The organism is Catenuloplanes nepalensis (assembly GCF_030811575.1).
Taxonomy (GTDB): domain Bacteria; phylum Actinomycetota; class Actinomycetes; order Mycobacteriales; family Micromonosporaceae; genus Catenuloplanes; species Catenuloplanes nepalensis.
Genome location: NZ_JAUSRA010000001.1, coordinates 2,671,054 through 2,690,026 on the forward strand (window position 1 = coordinate 2,671,054; position 18,973 = coordinate 2,690,026).

The following is an 18,973-nucleotide window of genomic DNA, read 5'->3' on the forward strand; positions in this document are numbered from 1 at the left end:
CGGGGCGACACGGCCGTCGGGTGTCGAACCGCGCTCCGGGAGTCGTACCGCGGTACCACCTCGCTCAAGGCGATGACGACCGCGGTACGACGAAACACGACGGAATCCGTCCTAGCGTCCGGGCTATGAGGAACTCTGACAGTCCACGGTGGAAGTTCGCGGCGGGCGCCATGACGCTGGTGACAGCGCTCGCTGCCGTCGCCGCTTGCGGGTCGGACGCCGACGACGGTGCGGCGCCCCCAGCTGCCGGCCCGCACAGCGGGCACGCGGGCGCGTCGTCGGCTCCACCGCAGTCGCTGCGCGCCGGCGAGCGGTTCCTGGACCTGAGGATGGCCGAGGCCTACACGCCTACGGCCCCGGAGAGCGGCGGCTCGGACGAGTACCGGTGCCAGGTGATCGATCCGGGCCTGACCAGGACGGCGTTCCTGACCGGGACCCAATTCGCACCGGAGAACGTCGCCATCGCGCACCACGCCATCGTGTACGCGGTGCCGCCGGACCGCGCTGCCCCGGTGCACAGGCAGGACGCGGAGACGCCCGGCCTCGGCTGGCAGTGTTTCGGCGGAACCGGCGTGCCCGGCGCCGACGTGGAGGGCGACGACGTGGGCGCGGCGTGGTTGGACACCTGGGCGCCGGGCGCCACGGAGACGCTGCTCGACCACGACGCCGGCTACAAGCTGGAGCCGGGCAGCCTGATCATCCTCCAGATCCACTACAACCTGCTCGCGACCGACGGTAGACCGGCCGGGTCGGACCGCTCGGCGGTGCGGCTACGGCTGACGGACGGCACGCCCCAGACCCGGGAACTCGTCACGTTGCCGCTCGACGCGCCGACCGACCTGCCCTGCGCCGCCGACGAGTCGGGTCCGCTCTGTGACCGGGCGGCCTCGATCGCGGACGTGACGAAGCGGTTCGGCGAGGAGACCGGCGAGTCGGCGGACCGTCAGGTGGAGGAATGCAACCCGGGCGGCGCGCCGAAGCCCGGTAACACCCAGACCTGCGACCACAGGGTGGAGGCACCGATGACGCTGTTCGCCGGTTTCGGCCACATGCACATGCTCGGGCGGGCCATCAAGGTCGAACTGAACCCGGGCACGCCGAACGCCGAGGTCGTGCTCGACGTGCCGCAGTTCGACTTCGACAACCAGCGGCTGATGAAGCTGCCGTCGCCGGTGGAGATCGGCCCGGGGGACACGCTGCGGGTGACGTGTACGCACGACGCGGGGCTGCGCAGACAGCTGCCGCAGCTGAAGAAGCTGCCGCCCCGCTACGTGGTGTGGGGCGACGGCACCAGCGACGAGATGTGCACGGGCATCATGACGGTCTCCCCCCGCACGTCCTGAGGAACCGTCGAACGCGGGTGCGCTCACCGAGGTCGACACCGCTGCCGGGTCCGCAATGAACGGGCGGACCCGGCAGCGGAGCGGCTGGCAACTACGGTCGCGCCCTCGACTGACGCGCGAGATGAAATGCTAGACCGGCCGGGTGATTCTCAGGTTGTAGGCGAGGATGACCGCCTGGATCCGGTCCCGTGCGCCGATCTTGGCGAGGACCCGCCCGACGTGGGTCTTCACCGTCGACTCCGACAGCGTGAACCGTTGCGCGATCTCGCCGTTGGTGAGGCCCTGGCCGATGGCGACGAGGACCTCGCGCTCGCGGTGGGTCAGGAGGCTCAGCCGGGGATCCTTCCGCACGGGTCCGCAGAGGTCATCGTCGAGCCGGTCGGCGAACGCGTCGAGCAGCCGCCGAGTCAGCGCCGGCGCGATCACCGCGTCCCCGGCGGCGACGGCCCGGATGCCGGCGAGCAGCTCCTCCGGGCCGATGTCCTTGAGCAGGAAACCACTCGCCCCGGCCCGCAGCGCGGCGAACGCGTACCGTTCCACGTCGAACGTCGCCAGCACCAGGATCCGCGAACGCCCACCGGCTGCGACGATGCGCCGGGTCGCCTCGATCCCGTCGACGCCCGGCATGCGGATGTCCATCAGCACCACGTCGGGGCGCAGCTCGGTGATCCGCCGAACGGCCTCGGCGCCGTTGCCGGCCTCGCCGACGATCTCGGTGTCGGGGGTGCACTCCAGCAGCACACGGAACCCGAGGCGCTGCAGCGGCTGGGCGTCCACCACGAGCACGGAAATCACGAATGGCCGCCCTTCAGGGTCGAGACCCACGTCGCCCGGCGATGCCCAGTTCATACCGAGCGAACCTGAAACGACCGTTAGAACCGACACTCAGGCGGACTCGCACGGCGAGCGTGCCGGTCTTACGCCGCCTTTTTTCAACGAAGGATGAACCAGAACAGATCGGTGCCGAACCAGCCGCCGGGACCGTTGATCGCCTCGCCGAGCGCGCAGTAGAAGGCGTCCTCGTCGGTCACATGGCGTCCATCAAGGTGGTACACGCTACGAGCACGCGGGTCTCGGCAGAACAGTGTGACGCGGGCAGTACGAAGCGCGGCTGGTTACTTTGCTACAGCACCGGCTGCCGCCGCGCGGAGATGCGCGCCTGGCTGAGCGCAAAACCCGAGTTCCCGCAGCCGGCCGCGGCATGGTGCGGTAGGCGACGGGCCGGCCGGGGTGTCGGCCGGCCGGCGCGAACGTGTCTCAGTTACCCCAGAAGATGTAGTTGGCGTTGTAGGGAACGCTCACCTTCTGGCCGTCGGTGCAGGCAGCGGACGGGGCCACGCCTCCGAAGGTGTTCATTCGCTGTATGTGGGTCACCGTGCTGAGGAATCCCGTTCCGGTGCGGGTCTTCACCTCGAGCAGTAGCTCGGGGATCGCGCCGGGGACCGGTGAATTGGCCACCGGCGCGGCGGTGATCAGGGAGCCGTCCGAGGTGGACTGCCAGCTCGGGCCGCCGAAGTGGTGAATCTTGCGGTTGGCGCCGTCGTAGAGCTCGGCCTCGGGGGTCGAGGAGCCGGTGAATCTGCCGCCGGAGCAGGTGTAGGTCTGGGTGCCGTTGCCGACCACGAACTGGCCGATGATGGTGAGGCCGGCTGGTGGCTGGAGCGACGGGCCTTCGGCGGCGGAGGCTTGGTAGGTGACCGCGGAGACGCCTGCCGCGACAACGGCGGCTGCAACGAAGGCCATTTTCCGCTTCAGTGTGCGCATGCCCATGGGTACGCACCGCCGGCTGAGATGGATCAACAGCGTGCCCCATAAACGGGCGATTTTTCGTAGATCGTCGCCGTATCCATGGCTGGGCCGCCGGCCCGCTCGGCCGGCCGGGCCTCCTCGACGGTGCCGGAGCGCGGATATGAACGCGGCCCGTCCGGGCGCGCCACCACCCGGACCGGACGCGAGGATGGCACGGCACCCGGCGACCGCACTCGCCGGGCGGAGCCCGCGATCAGACTCGGAGCCGTCGGTGGAACGAGCCGCGCCGGCGCGCGGGTCACGACGAGAAGAGACCTGATGTCCAGGGAGGACGCGCTGTTGTAGTACAGAACCAGATGCCACGGCTCCACCAAACCCGGGGAATATCAGTGTCGGTGGCCGGTATGCGCAGGGGGTGAGGTGATGCCGGTCCGGCGTCGGCTGAGGGTTCGGGTCAGCGGTCGGCGGCGGTTTCGATGAGGCGGATGAGCTGGTCGCGGAAGTGGTCGTAGTCGTCGACGGCGCCGAAGAAGCGGTCGGAGCGGCGTTCCTCGTCGCGGGCGGCGGCGAGGGCGGCGGTGCCGAGCGGGGTGATGGCGACCTGGGTGCGGCGGCGGTCGGCGGGGTCCATGGTGCGGGCGACGTGGGCGGTGCGGGCGAGGCGTTCGATGGTGCGGCTCATCGTCTGGTCGGTGACGTGGGAGCGGCGGGCCAGTTCGCGCTGGGGGAGTGGGCCGTCGGCCAGGTGGTGCAGCGTGATCAGGCCGGCGTGGGTGAGGTCGAGGCCGGCGAGGAAGTCGTCGAAGCGGGCCTCGACCATGCGCGCGGCCACGGACAGCAACCGGCCGGTCGGCCAGGAGTCGACGTCGGCGCGCATCCGATGATCCTCCCACGACGGTACGTCGATCACGAGGGCGGCGCTTTACCGGGCCGCCGGACCGGGCAATCATGGATGGATGTGGATGTCGGCGGAGGCGCCGGCCGACTACGTGGCGTTCGTCGACCGGCGGCTGCCGGAGCTGTGCGTGCGCGTCGCGCGGGAGGTGCCGGCGCCCGGGCGGGCGGAGCTGCTCGCCGAGGTGCTGTCCGCCCTCGCCGGGCGCTGGCTGCTGCTGCGCGCCGCCACGGTGCTGCTGAGACGCCCGGTGCTGACCGAGCGCTTCCTCGACCGTGCGGTACCCAGGGCGGGCCGGCGGTGGCGGGAGCGGCAGATCTACCCGGTGGACCTCGTCGTCTGGGAGACCCCGGAGACCGTCGCGGCGGCGATCCGGGTGCCGCGGGTCAGCGTCGCGCTCCGGCGGGCGGCGGTCCTGGATTCGACGGTACGCCGGGAGTCCGCCGCCCTCGCCGAGGCGTCGATCGCCTGGTGGCACGCCTACGAGTCCCGCCGCCGCACCGGCCGCATCATCCGCCTCACCCTCGTCGTCCTGCTCGTTCTGATCTATCTGACCACCCGCCCTTGAGGCCCGGCCGCCGAAGCCGGAGCCCGTACCCGGCCGATGCGTCAGCCGGCCCAGCTACCGCCTTCAGTTCTCTTGCGTGATCTCATCCCACCGGTACGCCGTAAGGCATTCCGGTCACCGGAGTGTCGACTGAGGACAGCGCGGTCGCGATCGCGGCGGCGGCCGGTGGGTAGGCCAGCTCGCCGAGACCGCCGATCGGGGCCTCGGACGGAACCAGCAGCACGTCGATCTCCGGGCAGTCACCGATCCGGGCCCAGGCGTAGTCGCGGAACGAGGACTGCACCACCGCGCCGTCACGGACGGTGATCTGGGCGCCGAGGACGGTGGAGAGCGCGTCCAGGATGCCGCCCTCGACCTGGGCGATCACGCCGGACGGGTGGATCGGGATGCCGACGTCGACCGCGGCGGTCACACGCCGGACGCGACGGGTGGCCGGGTCCGCGGTGACCAGGACCGCGATCGCGGAGCCGTAGTCGAGATGGCAGGCGACGCCGCGGCCGGGCCCGTCGGTCCAGCGGTCGCGGGCTGCGGCGGCGTCCAGCACCGAGCGTAGCCGCGAGTCGGCCGGCAGCAGGCGGCGGCGCAGCTCGACCTGGTCGTGGCCGCCGTGCCGGGCGATCTCGCTGAGGAAACACTCCTCCGCGTAGCCGAACTGCCCGGCGTAGACCGCGCGCCAGAAACCGGTCCGCAGCGGCGCCGGCCGCAGCGTGACCGTCACGTCGCCGGGCACCGCATAGGGGAAGTGGTCGCCGCTCGCGCGCACGATCGACGGATTATTGAAAAACGGCAAAACCGTTAAAGGCCAGGTCACGACCGCGTGGGTACGGGACACAGGCACGCCGTCCGCATCCAGCTCGGCGGTGAGCCGGTGCACGGACATCGGCCGGTACGAGTCGTGCCGGGTGTCGTCGTCGCGCGTCCACCGCACGGTCACCGGCGCTCCGGCCGCGCGCGAGCAGGCCAGCGCCTCCTGGACCGCGTCCGGTTCGATGCGCCGCCCGAACGCGCCGCCGGCCAGCGTGGCGGTCACCTCCACGGCCGCCTCGGCGAGCCCGAGCTGCCGGGCCAACTGAGCGCGCAGGCTGCCGGGATCCTGGATCGGCGCCCACACCCGCACCCGGTCCGCGGTGACGTGCGCGGTCGCGTTCATCGGCTCCATCGGCGCATGCGCCAGCAACGGCAGCCGATACACCCGCTCCACCGACACCCCGGAACCGGCTTGCGGCGCGGTGCCGGCCTGCGCCGCGGAACCGGCTTGTAGTGCGGAACCGGCCTGCGCCGCGGAACCGGCTTGTGGTGCGGAACCGGCCTGCGGCGCGGAACCGGCCTGCGGTGCGTGTGCCGCGGAGTCGGCTTGCGGGGCCGGGTCCGCGGCCGGTGGCGCCGGGGGAGGGGCGGGCAGCGCCGCCTCGAGGTCGGACAGCCAGACTCGGCTGTCCGCGGTGGGGCTGCCGCCGGTCCAGGTCACGCGCAGTGCCTCGCGGCCGCGCAGCGCCGCCGTCGTGGAGCGGGCCACGACCGCGACCCCGCCCTGCCCGGCGCCCGGCGGGTCCAGCCGGACCACGGTGACCACGCCCGAGACCGCCCGCGCCCCCACATCGTCCACGGTGGACACGGTCGCGCCGATCCACGGCGGGCGCGCGACCACCGCGACCAGGCTGCCCGCCGGTGCGGACTCGGTGCCGTAGCGGGCGCGGCCGGTGACGATGTCGCGGGCGTCGGCGCGGCCGGCGGACGTGCGGCCGATCAGCCGCCACGCGGACGGCGGCGTCAGCGTGACCGGGACCGTGGCCGGGTCGAGCACGGCCGCGTCCGCGACCAGCGCGCGGTAGGGGAGTGCGCCGCGACGCGGGTGGGTGACCCGGCCGCCGGTCGCGGTGCACGAGGCGGCCGGGACGTTCCACCGGGCCGCGGCCGCCGCGACGAGCAGGCAGCGGGCGGTGGCGGCCGCGGTGCGCAGCGGGGTGGCGAGCTGGCGGCTGGAGGCCGAGTTGGCCACGCCCTGCGGGCCGTAGACGGCGGTGTCGCCGGGCGCCTGTTCCAGCGTCACGTCCGCGACCTCGACCGCCAGCTCCTCCGCGATCAGGATCGCGGCCATCGTCCGTACCCCCTGGCCGGTGTCGGGTTTGGGAACGGTCGCGACGATGCGCCCGTCCCGGTCGACGCGCACGAACACCGTGGGGGCCAGCACGCCACCGGGAGCGGGGAGCGGGGCGGCGACCACGAGAGCGGCGGCGCCGAGCAGTGTGCGGCGGGTGACCATCACGCCTCCCGGGCGAGTTCGGCGGCGCGGCGCACGGCCGCCCGGATCCGCGGGTACGTGCCGCAGCGGCAGACGTTGTCCCGCAGCGCGGCGTCGACCTGGGCGTCGGACGGGTCGGGGACCGCGGCGAGCAGCGCGACCACGGTCATGATCTGGCCGGGCTGGCAGTAGCCGCATTGGGCGACGTCGAGCTCCAGCCAGGCCCGCTGCACCGGGTGGTCGCCGCGCGCGGACAGCCCTTCGATCGTGGTGATCACGGTGTCCTGCGCGTCCGCGACCGTGCGCACGCAGGGCCGCGCGGCGTGTCCGTCGATGAGGGAGGTGCAGGCGCCGCACGCGCCGACGCCGCAGCCGTAGCGCGGGCCGGTCACGCCCAGCTCGTCGCGCAGCGCCCAGAGCAGCGGCGTGTCGCCGGGGACGTCCACGGTTCTGCGCCTGCCGTTGACCCGTAACCGGTACCGTCCCATGCCGCGCCTCCATCGAGAATCTTCCATTGTTCAGCTTACTGAATATCCGGCATACTCCCTTCCGTGGTCAACGACTCGGCGGTACGAAGTGAGCGCGCCCTGCTGATCGGCGTCCCCGCCGTGGCCCTGCTGACCGGGCTCGTCTGGCTGCTCGGCCAGGGGCTGCGCCCGGTCGCGTTCCTGCCGGACACGGGCGCGAGCTGGTACTACTGGCAGCTGCCCGAGCCGACCGCGTGGACCAGGCTGTCCGCCTGGCTCGGTTACGCGGCGCACCAGATCGTGTCCTGGGGGCTGATCTGGTGGGCGCAGACCCGGGTGCGCCGCTACGGCCGCGGCCTGCAACCGATCAATGTGATCGCGCTGGGGGCGAACCTCGGCTTCGTCGCGCTGCACCTGGTCCAGACGCACGTGTTCTACGACGGGCTCGCGCAGGACGTGTCCATCTTCAGTTCGCAGGGCTCGGTCGTGCTGCTGCTGGTCGTGGTGTTGTTGATGGAGAACCGCCGGCGTGGTCTGGTCGCCGGCCGGCGCGCGCCGATCCCGGCCACCGTGGCCGACTTCGCCCGGCGCTACCACGGATACCTGTTCAGCTGGGCGGTCATCTACACGTTCTGGTACCACCCGATGGAGGTCACCAGCGGCCACCTGATCGGCTTCTTCTACGTGTTCCTGCTACTGCTCCAGAGCAGCCTGATCTTCACCACCGCGCACACGAACCGCTGGTGGACGGTGAGCCTGGAGCTGCTGGTCGCGGCGCACGGCACGCTGGTCGCGGTGATGAACTCCGGCCCCGGCGGCGCGTGGCCGATGTTCCTGTTCGGCTTCCTCGCCATCTTCGTCATCACCCAGATGCACGGGCTCGGCCTCGGCGCACGGGCCCGCTGGGCGATCCTCGCGGTCTACGGCGTCGCGGCGATCGCGGTCTACTCCTGGCGCGGCCTCGGCGACCTGCACGAGATCACCCGCATCCCACTGGTCGAGTACCTGCTGATCCTCCCGCTCATCCTGATCATCTGGCCGATCGCGCTCCTCGCCCGCGGCGGCCGCTACAGTCGGACCCGATCTCGATCGGCTGACTCGGGGAACAGCGCGTGAGCACAGGCGACACCAGCGGCGATGGTACGGACGACCGGGCCGGCCGGATGAGCACGCTCCGGCTGCTGACCTTCAACGCCCTGTTCAAGGGCGACGTCAGCGCCCGGCTCGCCGCGCTCGGCGCGATCCTGGAACGCGCCGGGCACGACGTCGTCTGCGTCCAGGAGGTCATGTACCGCCGGCACGCGGCCCTGCTGACCCGGCACTTCCCGCATCACCGGCACGACGGCGGGCTGCTGCTCAAGGGCGGCCTGGTGCTGCTGTCCCGCCTTCCGATCACCGAGTACCGCTTCGTCCCGTACCCGCGGACCGGCCCGGCGCGCCCGGAATGGCTGATGCGTAAGGGATTCCAGGCGGCCAGGATCGGCGGTGTGCTCGTCGTCAACACCCACCTGTCCGCCAACCGGGACGGCGACCACGCGGACTCCAACCGCTACACCGTCGCGCAGCGTGCCGAGCTGGACCACCTCGCCGGCTGGCTGCACGGGACCACCGGGCCGCTCGTCGTCACCGGCGACCTCAACATCCCGCGCGGCAAGCCGGCACTGCGCGACTTCCTCGCCGGCACCGGCCTGCACGACGTCCTGGCCGGCGACCCCCGGCCGACCTACCGGCCCACGGCGCGGTGGCCGTCCCCGCCCGCGTTCGACCACGTCCTGGTCCGCGGCCTCCGCGGCCACGCCGACCTGACCCTCCAGGACCCCGTCACCCTCCCGGACGGCCGCTCCGCCTTCCTCTCCGACCACTACGGCGTCGCCGCCGAACTCGGCTGATTCATCGTTTGTCCAGCAAACTAGGTTTTCTGGTGATGCGGCCGGGACTTGCAGGGAGGCCGCCCGCGGCCGACCGGTGCCCGCGGGAGCATGCGGAAAGTGCCCACGCCGGAAGCGGGAAAAGCGCTTTCGCTTTCAGCGGCTGCCCCAGAAGAGGCGGCAGGTCGTCGGGAAACGGTAGCCGCCGTCCGGCTCGCGGTAGGCGGCGGCGCGCTCGACCACCCGAAGGCCGGCCGTGGCCCGGTCGGCGTCGGTGAGCGTGCCGAGGAACGGGCCGAACGGGCTCGTGCGCAGCACCTCGATCAGGGCCTCGTCGCCGGCGACCCGCCAGTCCCAGGTGAACGGCGCCTCCTCGACGCTGGCGAAGCCGGCCCGGCGCAGCAGGCCGCCGCGGTAGCCGGGCGCCGCGAGATCGTCGAGCGCGAACGGGTTCGGCAGCGCGTCCGCGCCGGGGAAGTCGCGCAGCGTCAGGTAGAACGCGGCGATCAGCGGGTTCAGCTCGGCGCGGTCGAACACCGCGAACGAGAACGTGCCGCCGGGCCGCAGCACCCGCGCGCATTCCGTGACCGACGACCCGACGTCCTGGAAGTCCTGCATCAGCAGGGACATCCGGGAGACGACAACGTCCACGGACGCGGGCTCCAGGCCGACGTCGCTCATCAGGCGGACCTCGAACGTGGCGCCGTCGAGACCGAGCCGCCGGGCCTTCGCACGGGCGATCTCCACCATCGGCGCCGAGCGGTCGACGCCGAGCAGCCGCACCCCCGGATACCGCGCCGCGACGGTCAGGCCGGGCTCGCCGGTCCCGCAGCCCAGATCAAGAACAAGGGCACCATCCGCGGGTACGGGAATCAGGTCCACGATGGCGCCGGCGACCGGGCGGGTGACGTCCTCGCGGGTGTCCCAGTCGCGGGCGATGGTGTCGTAGTCGGGCAGTGGCGATGTCATGGCCGGTCCTCTCGCGGTGGTGTCTCGCCTCACCACCCTTCCGGCGCGCAGGCACCGGGCACATACCGGATCTGTACGGGAACATACGCGTTCATGCGTCCGCCGCGGCGTGCTGCCGGTAGCGGCCCGGCGCGATCCCGAACCGCCGCCGGAACGCGGAGGCGAACGCGAACTCGCTCACGTAGCCGATCTGCCGGGCCACGGCCGCCAGCGGCTCCCGGGTCGTGCGCAGCAGCATCGCCGCGTGGCTGAGCCGCCGGTTGATCACATACGTCATCGGCGGCTCACCGACGATCTGGCCGAACCGCTGCGAGAACGCGGCCCGTGGCATGCCCGCGACCGCACTGAGCCGGCCGACCGTCCAGGGGGTGTGCAGTTCGGCGTGCACCGCCCGCAGCACCGCCGCGATCGCCGCGTCGGGGACGTCCGGCGCGTCGTGGTGGGCGCGTTGCTCACGTACCCAGCTCAGGCCGTGCACGAGCAACAGGTCGACCAGCGCCGGCATGACCACCGCGGCCGCGCGCTGGCCGGCGTGGACGTCCGCCGCGACCAGGTCGACGAGGGCGCCCAGCTCGGGATGCCGTTCCAGGTCCGGAGTCATGACGACGGTCTCGGGCAGGGTCCGCAGGTAGGGGTGGACGCGCCCCCGGTTGAGCAGGTAGCCGCCGCAGATGAGCTCGAATTCGGTCGGCGCGTCCCGGCCGGGCTCCTCGGTTCCGGGAGGCGGCAGCGTGCCGACCGGCCGCAGGGTGTCGCAGACGCCGTGCTCCGCGCCGTAGGGTGAGAAGACGATGTCACCGGCCCGCACCGGCACCGGTTCGCGGTGCGGGGTGACCAGCCAGCCGCTGCCCTGCCGGATCACATGGAACCCGGCCCCGTCGATCGCCGGAAACCGCAGCCCCCACGTCCCCGACCCGCGAAGCACCCGCCCGCCGGCCGCCCCGGACGCCCGCATGGTGCCGACGATGTCGTTGATCACGTCCATTCACCTCAGGTTAGCGACCACGTCCGGTGCGGCTGTCGTCCGTACCCCCGGGTGAAGGCTTTTGGGTTTTGTTCCGGGTTCTGCGTGTGGGGTCGAAGACGATCATAGGTGTCGATACGCTTCGGGATCGTGACTGCGGACAGTGTGGTGCGGACTCCGGTGGTGCGTGGGCTGCCCGTGGTGGGCAATCTGGCGCGGATGAGCAAGGATCCGGCGCGGTTCTTCGTGGACTGCTATCGGGAGCACGGGCCGGTCTATCGGGTGCGGATCCTCGGGCGGGAGCATGCGGTGCTCGCCGGGCCGGAGGCGGCCGAGTTCATGGGCACGAAGGAGGGGCGGGACTGCCTGCGCTCGCGCGAGTTCTGGCACGGGCTCGTCGACGAGTACGGTGCGACCCGCACGCTGTCCGGTGAGGACGGTGCGGCGCACAAGGAGCTGCGTGACATCATGCGCCGCGGCTATTCGCGGGAGGCGATCGCGGACCGGCTCGACGAGGTCGTTGCGATCACCGACCGTAACATCGACCGGACCTGGCGGCCGGGGACCGCGGTGCCGGTGCTGCGTTCGATGCAGGCGCTGGTCACCGATCAGCTCGGCGAGCTGATGACCGGCGTGTCCCGCCCGGAGTACGTGGACGACGTCCGGCGCGTCACCATGTACATCCTGAACGTGCTGGTCACCCGGCAGCGGCCGCGTCTGTTGCTGCGCGACCCGCGGTACCGCCGCGCCAAGGCCCGCGTCGCGGAGCTGAGCCGCCTGATGATCGCGGATCGGTCCCGGCCCGGCGCGGATGCCAGGCCCGCGATCCTGCTCGACGACCTGCTGCGCGCCAACCGGGAGAACCCGCGTGCGATGCCGGACTCCGACCTGATGATCAGCGTGACCGGGCCCTACGTGGCCGGTCTGGACACGGTGGCGAACACGATCGCCGCGTTCGTCTACGCGGTGTTGAAACACCCCGACGTGCACCAGCGGGTACGGGCGGAGGCCGACGAGCTGTTCGCGAAGCCGACGCTGACCGAGCGTGACCTGAGGGGCATCCCGGCGATCCGCGGCGCGCTGATGGAGACGATGCGGCTCTACCCGACCGCGGTCGTGCAGATGCGCACCGCCACCCGGGACTTCACGTTCCAGGGGCACCGGATCGCGGAGGGCGAGACGCTCTACATCGGCACCACCGTGCCGCACTTCCTCGAGGAGTTCTACCCCGACCCGGACCGGTTCGACATCGACCGCTACGACAAGCCGCGCGCCGAGCACCTGCAGGCCGGGGCGTACTCGCCGTACGGCCGCGGCCAGCACGTCTGCCTCGGCAAGACGCTCGCGGACGTGCAGATGCTGGTCACCATGGCCCGCATGTTCCACCGCCTGGAAATGCGGCTGGAGTCGCCGGACTACGAGCTGGCCACCAAGGTCACCCCGACGCCGGGGCCGGCGCTGTCGTTCCGGGTGCGGGTGGACGGGCACCGGTAGAGGTTGCACCTTCCGTAGCGGCATGTGGTCTCCTCGAGAGACCTTCGCACGAAAGGCTCCGCCTGTGACGTACTCCGCCGTCATGCCGCCCCGGCAGGTCAAGATCGGTGACGCCGCGATCTTCGCGGGGACCACGCCGCGCGCCATCCGCCACTACCATCAGATCGGGCTGCTGCCGGAGCCGGATCGGGGCGTGGACGGCCGCCGCCGCTACGGCTACGACGACATGATCCGGCTGCTGTGGGTGCGCAGGATGGCGGAGGCCGGCATCAGCCTCGACGACATGCGTGCCGCGTTCGAGGACACCCCGGACATCGGGGAGGTGCTGGGCCGGCTGGAGGAGACGCTGGCCGCCCAGGAGGCCGGCATCAAGCGCCAGCGCGCGGCCGTCCAGCGCCTCCAGGCCGTCGGCAGCCCGCTGGGACTGCTCTCCGAACTGGTCACCGACCGGCTCCGCGACCTGCCCCCGGGCTCGCTGCGCCCCGCCGACCTGGAAGGGCTGCTGGTCACGGAACGCATCTTCGGCCCGCACGGCGCCGCGATCCAGGCCGGCGTGTTCATCGTCCTCGCCGCCCACCCCGAGCTGCGGGCGGAGAACGACCGTCTGGAAGCGGCCGAGGCGGCCCTGGACGACGGCGTGGATCCCGAGGACCCGCGCGTGGAGGACCTCGCGATGCAGCGATGCGCGTACCAGCTCGCCCTGAACCGGGCGTCCACCGCGGCCGGGCTGGACGCCGAGGAGGAGAGGCTCTTCGACACCCTCGACATCTTCGGCGACTCGACCGAGAAGGAGGAGCCTCGGTTGATGAGCGCCATCAAAGCGGTCACCAAGATGCCTTACGACTGGTCTCCGGCCCGGAACCGCTGCGTGGAACGCGCGGGACAACTCCTCGGCGAGGCCCTGGCCGCCGCCGACGCGGCCGACTGTCAGCGCGCGCCCGCGTAGCCGGTGGCGGCCCAGCTGGCCAGGACCTTGAGCGTGTCCTCGGACGCGGAGCCGGGCTCCGGGGTGTAGACGCACAACGGCAGGCTCAGGCCGGCCGAGACCGGGATGACCATCGACCGGTACGCCAGGCTCAGCGGGCCGGCCTCCGGATGGTGGAAGACCTTCGCCCCCTCGTGGCGCGCGTCGATGTTGTGCGCGGTCCACCGCGCCCGGAACTCGGGGCTGCGGGCGGACAGCTCGGCGACCAACGCCTGCATCCGGCGGTCGTGCGGGTTCCGGCCGGCCTCGCCGCGCAGCAGGTCGGCCTTGACGTCCGCGGCCCCGTCCCACTCGCCGTAGAACCGGCGCGCACCGGGGTCGAGGAACAGGTGCCGCGCCAGGTTCGTGTGACCGCTGTCCAGGATCGGCGCGAACAGCACCCGGCCGAGCGGGTTCATCGCCACGATGTCCATCCGCCGGGTGCACACCAGCGCGGCCGACAGCGTCATGCTGTCCAGCAGCCACTGCACGTTCGCGGGGAGCGGCGGCGGGTCCGCCGGACGGTCGCGGTCACCGGCCCGGGCGGCCCGGGCCAGGTCGAACAGGTAGGCGCGTTCCCCGTCGTCGAGGCGCAGCGCCCGGGCGACCGCGTCGAGGACCGTACCGGACACGCCGTCGATGTGGCCCTTCTCCAGCCGCGAGTACCACTCGGCGCTGACGCCGGCGAGCACGGCGACCTCCTCGCGGCGCAGCCCGGGGACCCGGCGCCGGCCGGTCTCCGGCAGCCCGGCCTGCGCGGGCGTGATCCGGGCGCGGCGGGTGATCAGGAAGTCGCGGACGTCGGCCCGGGTGCCTGGGTTGGTGCTCACCCGGCCCATCGTAGGTCGCGTCCGCGGGCCGAGGGGGGTGGCGTTTATACCCCCGGTAAAGCCGCTCTGCCGCTCTGCCGCGTCCGGCGGTTGCATGGCTGTCACCGCCTTTTTCGCTTCGAGGAGCAACACCATGCGAGCAACACTGTTGTACGGCGCCGGCGACGTCCGGATCGAGACCGTTCCCGACGCCGTTCTCTCCGCGCCGACCGACGCGCTGGTCCGGGTGACGGCCGCGTGCATCTGCGGGACCGACCTGTGGCCGTACGAGTCGATGCCGGCCGGCGGTGCCCCCGCGCCGATGGGGCACGAGCTGATCGGCGTGGTCGAGGACGTCGGCGCCGAGGTCACCGGCGTCGCCCGGGGTGACGTGGTCGTCGTCCCGTGGTTCAACAGCTGCGGCAGCTGTGAGTTCTGCCGGGAAGGGCTCTACACCGCCTGCCCGGCCGGCGGCATGTGGGGTTACGGGCCGCTGGGCGGCGGGCAGGCCGAGGCGATCCGGGTGCCGTTCGCCGACGGGACGCTCGTCAAGCTGCCCGCCGCGACCGACCCGGCGCTGCTGCCGTCGCTGCTCACGCTCTCCGACGTGCTCGGCACCGGCCACCACGCCGCGGTCAGCGGCGGCGTCGCGCCCGGCACGGACGTGACCGTCATCGGCGACGGCGCGGTCGGGCTGCTGGCGGTCCTGGCCGCGCGGCGCCTCGGCGCGCAGCGGATCATCCTGATGGGCCGGCACACCGCGCGTACCGACCTCGGCCGGGAGTTCGGGGCGACCGACGTGGTGGCGGCCCGCGGCGCGGAGGGGATCGAGGCGCTGCGCGAGCTGACCGGCGGGCTCGGCACCCGGGTGGTCATCGAGGCGGTCGGCAGCCGGGCCGCGTATGAGCAGGCGCTGGGCGTGGTGCGCCGGGGCGGGACGATCAGCCGGGTCGGCGTGCCGCAGTACGAGGAGGCGCCGATCGGGATGGGCAGCCTGTTCACGGGCAACGTCCGGCTGACCGGCGGTGCCGCGCCGACCCGGGCGTACGCCGGCGAGCTGCTGCCGGACATCCTCGCCGGCACGATCGACCCGGGCCGGGTCTTCGACGTGACGACCGGCCTCGACGGCGTGCCGGACGGCTACCGGCGGATGGCGGACCGCAAGAGCCTGAAGGTGCTGATCCGGCCCTGACCGTCCGGTTACGGCCCGACCCCGACGGCGGGCGTGGACGGCCCGGGGCACCGCCCGGACCGTCCACGCCGCCTCGGCCGAGCTGACGCCCGGGTTCACCGCGAGACCCGTGGCGACGCTTCGCGACCATGGCACGTACCTGGAAGAACGGGTGCAAGCCCACGCAACGTGGTCAACCACTGACAGATGCGGGCGTTGACACTTCGGTAAACAGACCTTAATGATGGGTGGACGTCGATCCCTTGGAGGGCGTCCATGCACCGAACGGGCCTTCTCGCGACACTCGCCGCCGCAGCGGTCGTTGCTGCCGGCATGACCTTCAGCATCGGCGACGCCTCCGCGGACGTCGCTCCCGCGGCCACACCGGTCGCGCAGAACGGGCAGCTCAGCGTCTGCGGGCAGCAGCTGTGCAACAGCCACGGCAAGCCGATCCAGCTGCGCGGGATGAGCACGCACGGCATCCAGTGGTACGCGCAGTGCGTCAACGACGCCTCGCTGGACGTGCTCGCGAACGAGTGGAACGCCGACGTCCTGCGCATCTCCATGTACGTCCAGGAGGACGGCTACGAGACCGACCCGGCCGGCTTCACGGCCAGGGTCAACGACTTCATCGAGAAGGCGACCGCGCGCGGCCTCTACGCCATCGTCGACTGGCACATGCTCACGCCCGGCGACCCGATGTACAACGTGGACCGCGCGAAGACGTTCTTCGAGCAGATCGCGGCGCGGCACCGGGACAAGGGCAACGTCATCTACGAGATCGCGAACGAGCCGAACGGCGTGCACTGGAACACCATCAAGTCCTACGCCGACCAGGTCATCCCGGTGATCCGCGCGCAGGACCCGGACGGCGTCGTGCTGGTCGGCACGGAGGACTGGTCCTCGCTCGGCGCGTCCGGCGACGGGCAGGGCCTCAGCCGGATCCTCGCCGACCCGGTCACCCACGCCAACGTCATGTACACGTTCCACTTCTACGCGGCCTCGCACGACGACTACTACCTCACCACGTTGCGGGACGCGGCCGCGCGGCTGCCGCTGTTCGTCACCGAGTTCGGCACCCAGGAGTACACCGGCGACGGCCCGAACGACTTCGGCCGCGCCCAGCAGTACCTGGACCTGCTGGCCGAACACAAGATCAGCTGGACCAACTGGAACTACTCCGACGACATGCGCTCCGGCGCCGTCTTCACGGAGGGCACCTGCGCGGCCGGCGCGTTCTCCGGCACGGCCCGCCTGAAGGAGGCCGGTGTCTGGATCCGTGACCAGATCCGTACCCCGGATGACTTCTGAATCCTTCGCCGGGGATCCGGGCCGGTATTCTCGGGGAGGATGACAGTCTATGTGGCGGAGGCGGCGTACTTCACGCTGATCAGCCGGCGCGCGCCCGCCGTGAACGTGCCGTGTGATCTCGTGCGGCTCGGCTCGATCGTGGTGCTGCGCCTGCACGACGAGTCACACGCTGCGCTGCCGAACCCGTTCGCCCCGCCCGCGTCCCGGTTCTGGGAGCGGCGGCGGGACGTCCTGTTCCATCTGGTGCCCGATGCGGACGGCTGCGCGACCCTGCACCGATTCCTCGAGGCGACGGTGCTCATCCTCGATCATGCGCCGATGCTGCACCAGCATGTCGGTCTGGACGATCCCAGCCCGGCGCTTTCGGGCACGCTCTGGGAACTGTCCGCCGTGCTGGCCGAGCGCGCTCACGTCCAGAGCGTCCTCGATGACCTCACCGCCCTGCCGCCGGGTGCCGGACCCGCTGACCGCATGATGGCGAGCCAGGCCAGGGTGGCGGAGCTGACCGGGGTCGCCGACTCCTACATGGAGCAGATCGAGGCCCTGGCCTCCGGGGTGCGCGACTTCGCCGAGCAGCAGGCGGTGGCCGACCGCTACCGGTCGGCGCTGCGCAACTCCGAGTTCCTCGCCGAGGCCGATCCGGGGCCGGTCGCCGCACCGTCCGGTGCGGCGGAGCTGACCGAGCGGATGACGGCGGTGCTCGACGCCTACCGCGATCTCACCGAGCGCTGAGCGGCGTCCACAGCCGGGCGCTGTTCACCAGGATCCAGGCCAGCCACAGCAGCCAGCCGGCGCATCCGTTATTGGCTTTACGATGCTCATATCGAAGCGGCCTGGACCGACCTCACCACGGTACGCGGATGGACGCCGGCTCGAGGACTTCTTCGCCAGGCAGCGGCGCTTCGTCGCCGCCGGCTTCCGCTGACGGTGCTTGATCTCCCGCGGGTGCGGCGGCTTCCACGGCGCGGTGGCCGTCCCGCCGGGTGTGGGCAAAGCGAGGAAAATCTGCCTCCTGAACTGGGAGGATGGCGGCGGGCCGAGCCCGCGGGCGGCAGTACTGCCGGCAGCCCGGCCCGAGGCCCTTGCCGTCCTGGTCCGTGGATCGTGTCCGGTGGGGCCGGGGCGTCCACGACCTCGCCGCCGCAGTAGTGGGTCTCGTCCGGCCGAAGTGGACCGTGCGGGTCTCCGGGGTGGGCCGTGCCGTCCCATCGGCGGACCGCTACCTGAAAGGCAACGACATGACGACACTGGCCGGCCGCCTGGGCCCGGACAAGGTCAAGCTGGGCGTCTGCTGCACCCTCTGGTGGAACGACGACTTTCCCGCGATCGACGCGGGAATCCCGTTCGGGCAGGCCGTGAGTGAGATGGCACTGGCCGGGTTCCAGGGCTGCAGCACCGGCCATAAGTACCCCACGGACCTCGTGGAGCTCAAGGCCGCGCTGGACCTGCGGGGACTTGAGGTCTCCGAGCCGTGGACGAGCACCTACTTCACGATCGCGAAGATGCGGCAGAAGACGATCGACAGCTTCGAGGAGACGCTGTCGCGGATCAAGGCGCTGGGCGGGAACGAGCTGGTGGTGGCCGAGTTCGGCGGGTCGTCGCACCTGCTGCCGGTCGATGTGTTCGCCAACCGCCCGGTCTTCACGGACACCCAGTGGGACGCGCTGGCGTCCGGCCTCGAGGAGCTGGGCAAGATCGCTCACTCGGCCGGGATGCGGCTCAGCTACCACCACCACATGGGCACCGGTGTGATGACCCGCGCGGACGTCGACCGGCTGATGGCCTCGACCGACCCGGACCTGGTGTCGCTGCTGCTGGACACCGCGCACATCGCGTTCGCCGGCGACGACCCGCTGGACATGGCCCGTGCCTACGCGGACCGGATCGGCCACGTGCACATGAAGAGCATCCGGCCCGAGGTGGTGAGCCGGGTCCGCGAGGAGGGCCTGTCGTTCCAGGACGCGGTCGAGGCCGGCGTGTTCACGGTGCCGGGTGACGGCGCGATCGACTTCCGGCCCATCCTCGAGGCGCTCGCCGACGCGGACTACCGCGGCTGGCTGGTCGTGGAGGCAGAACAGGATCCGAACAAGGCCAATCCCCTGGAGTACGCGAAGAAGGCGCGCGCCTATCTGACCGACGTCCTGGGGTGGTAGCCGGTT

17 protein-coding genes and 1 pseudogene are annotated in these 18,973 nt (G+C 71.8%); 10 read left to right on the forward strand and 8 right to left on the reverse strand.

Annotated elements, in window-relative coordinates; all coding sequences use genetic code 11:
* Nucleotides 1-125: 125 nt before the first annotated feature.
* Nucleotides 126-1,343 (forward strand): monooxygenase, encoded by a 1,218-nt coding sequence (locus tag J2S43_RS11195; RefSeq protein ID WP_306828820.1) that lies wholly within the window; start codon nucleotides 126-128, stop codon nucleotides 1,341-1,343.
* A 129-nt stretch (nucleotides 1,344-1,472) separates the two neighbouring features.
* Here J2S43_RS11195 and J2S43_RS11200 read toward each other — a convergent pair whose 3' ends face one another.
* The 3 genes from J2S43_RS11200 to J2S43_RS11210 form a co-directional block, all read right to left on the reverse strand.
* Entirely contained in the window at nucleotides 1,473-2,138 is a 666-nt protein-coding gene (locus J2S43_RS11200) for a response regulator (protein WP_306828821.1), read from the reverse strand.
* A 462-nt stretch (nucleotides 2,139-2,600) separates the two neighbouring features.
* Entirely contained in the window at nucleotides 2,601-3,113 is a 513-nt protein-coding gene (locus J2S43_RS11205; RefSeq protein ID WP_306828822.1) for a DUF3455 domain-containing protein, read from the reverse strand.
* A gap of 433 nt (nucleotides 3,114-3,546) precedes the next feature.
* Nucleotides 3,547-3,969 carry a MarR family winged helix-turn-helix transcriptional regulator gene (locus J2S43_RS11210; RefSeq protein ID WP_306828823.1) on the reverse strand — a complete coding sequence of 141 codons (423 nt, stop codon included), beginning with the start codon at nucleotides 3,967-3,969 and terminating at the stop codon, nucleotides 3,547-3,549.
* Between the two features lie 79 nt (nucleotides 3,970-4,048).
* On the opposite strand from J2S43_RS11210, the gene J2S43_RS11215 reads away from it, so the two are divergent.
* Nucleotides 4,049-4,555 (forward strand): hypothetical protein, encoded by a 507-nt coding sequence (locus J2S43_RS11215; RefSeq protein ID WP_306828824.1) that lies wholly within the window; start codon nucleotides 4,049-4,051, stop codon nucleotides 4,553-4,555.
* 82 nt (nucleotides 4,556-4,637) lie between these two features.
* Here J2S43_RS11215 and J2S43_RS11220 read toward each other — a convergent pair whose 3' ends face one another.
* Nucleotides 4,638-6,818 (reverse strand): xanthine dehydrogenase family protein molybdopterin-binding subunit, encoded by a 2,181-nt coding sequence (locus J2S43_RS11220; RefSeq protein ID WP_306828825.1) that lies wholly within the window; start codon nucleotides 6,816-6,818, stop codon nucleotides 4,638-4,640.
* Nucleotides 6,818-7,285, reverse strand: coding sequence for a (2Fe-2S)-binding protein (locus J2S43_RS11225; protein ID WP_306828826.1), 468 nt, complete (start codon nucleotides 7,283-7,285; stop codon nucleotides 6,818-6,820). Before J2S43_RS11225 ends, J2S43_RS11220 begins: the two co-directional genes overlap by 1 nt.
* 63 nt (nucleotides 7,286-7,348) lie before the next feature.
* On the opposite strand from J2S43_RS11225, the gene J2S43_RS11230 reads away from it, so the two are divergent.
* Both J2S43_RS11230 and J2S43_RS11235 read left to right on the forward strand, forming a co-directional pair.
* On the forward strand, nucleotides 7,349-8,380 hold the full coding sequence (locus J2S43_RS11230) for a hypothetical protein (RefSeq protein WP_306828827.1): 1,032 nt from the start codon (nucleotides 7,349-7,351) through the stop codon (nucleotides 8,378-8,380).
* Nucleotides 8,377-9,153: an endonuclease/exonuclease/phosphatase family protein gene (locus J2S43_RS11235; protein ID WP_306828828.1), complete on the forward strand. Its 777-nt coding sequence runs from the start codon at nucleotides 8,377-8,379 to the stop codon at nucleotides 9,151-9,153. The genes J2S43_RS11230 and J2S43_RS11235 overlap by 4 nt, the downstream gene beginning before the upstream one ends.
* 135 nt (nucleotides 9,154-9,288) lie before the next feature.
* Here the strand turns inward: J2S43_RS11235 and J2S43_RS11240 are convergent, their stop codons facing one another.
* Nucleotides 9,289-10,101 (reverse strand): class I SAM-dependent methyltransferase, encoded by an 813-nt coding sequence (locus tag J2S43_RS11240; protein ID WP_306828830.1) that lies wholly within the window; start codon nucleotides 10,099-10,101, stop codon nucleotides 9,289-9,291.
* A 91-nt stretch (nucleotides 10,102-10,192) separates the two neighbouring features.
* Entirely contained in the window at nucleotides 10,193-11,086 is an 894-nt protein-coding gene (locus tag J2S43_RS11245; RefSeq protein WP_306828831.1) for an AraC family transcriptional regulator, read from the reverse strand.
* A gap of 129 nt (nucleotides 11,087-11,215) precedes the next feature.
* On the opposite strand from J2S43_RS11245, the gene J2S43_RS11250 reads away from it, so the two are divergent.
* On the forward strand, nucleotides 11,216-12,559 hold the full coding sequence (locus J2S43_RS11250; protein ID WP_306828833.1) for a cytochrome P450: 1,344 nt from the start codon (nucleotides 11,216-11,218) through the stop codon (nucleotides 12,557-12,559).
* Nucleotides 12,560-12,623: 64 nt separating this feature from the next.
* Nucleotides 12,624-13,505, forward strand: a complete 882-nt coding sequence (locus tag J2S43_RS11255) for a MerR family transcriptional regulator (RefSeq protein WP_306828834.1) — start codon at nucleotides 12,624-12,626, stop codon at nucleotides 13,503-13,505.
* Here J2S43_RS11255 and J2S43_RS11260 read toward each other — a convergent pair.
* Nucleotides 13,487-14,353 (reverse strand): helix-turn-helix transcriptional regulator, encoded by an 867-nt coding sequence (locus J2S43_RS11260; RefSeq protein ID WP_306828835.1) that lies wholly within the window; start codon nucleotides 14,351-14,353, stop codon nucleotides 13,487-13,489. The genes J2S43_RS11255 and J2S43_RS11260 overlap by 19 nt on opposite strands.
* A gap of 133 nt (nucleotides 14,354-14,486) precedes the next feature.
* On the opposite strand from J2S43_RS11260, the gene J2S43_RS11265 reads away from it, so the two are divergent.
* The 4 genes and pseudogenes from J2S43_RS11265 (at nucleotide 14,487) to iolE (ending at nucleotide 18,967) form a co-directional block, all read left to right on the forward strand.
* Nucleotides 14,487-15,524, forward strand: coding sequence for an alcohol dehydrogenase catalytic domain-containing protein (locus J2S43_RS11265; protein ID WP_306828836.1), 1,038 nt, complete (start codon nucleotides 14,487-14,489; stop codon nucleotides 15,522-15,524).
* Between the two features lie 351 nt (nucleotides 15,525-15,875).
* Nucleotides 15,876-16,814, forward strand: a pseudogene (locus J2S43_RS11270) (glycoside hydrolase family 5 protein); the annotation flags it as partial.
* Between the two features lie 39 nt (nucleotides 16,815-16,853).
* Nucleotides 16,854-17,546 (forward strand): hypothetical protein, encoded by a 693-nt coding sequence (locus J2S43_RS11275; RefSeq protein ID WP_306828837.1) that lies wholly within the window; start codon nucleotides 16,854-16,856, stop codon nucleotides 17,544-17,546.
* A 365-nt stretch (nucleotides 17,547-17,911) separates the two neighbouring features.
* Nucleotides 17,912-18,967 carry a myo-inosose-2 dehydratase gene (gene iolE / locus J2S43_RS11280; protein ID WP_306828838.1) on the forward strand — a complete coding sequence of 352 codons (1,056 nt, stop codon included), beginning with the start codon at nucleotides 17,912-17,914 and terminating at the stop codon, nucleotides 18,965-18,967.
* Nucleotides 18,968-18,973 lie beyond the last annotated feature (6 nt).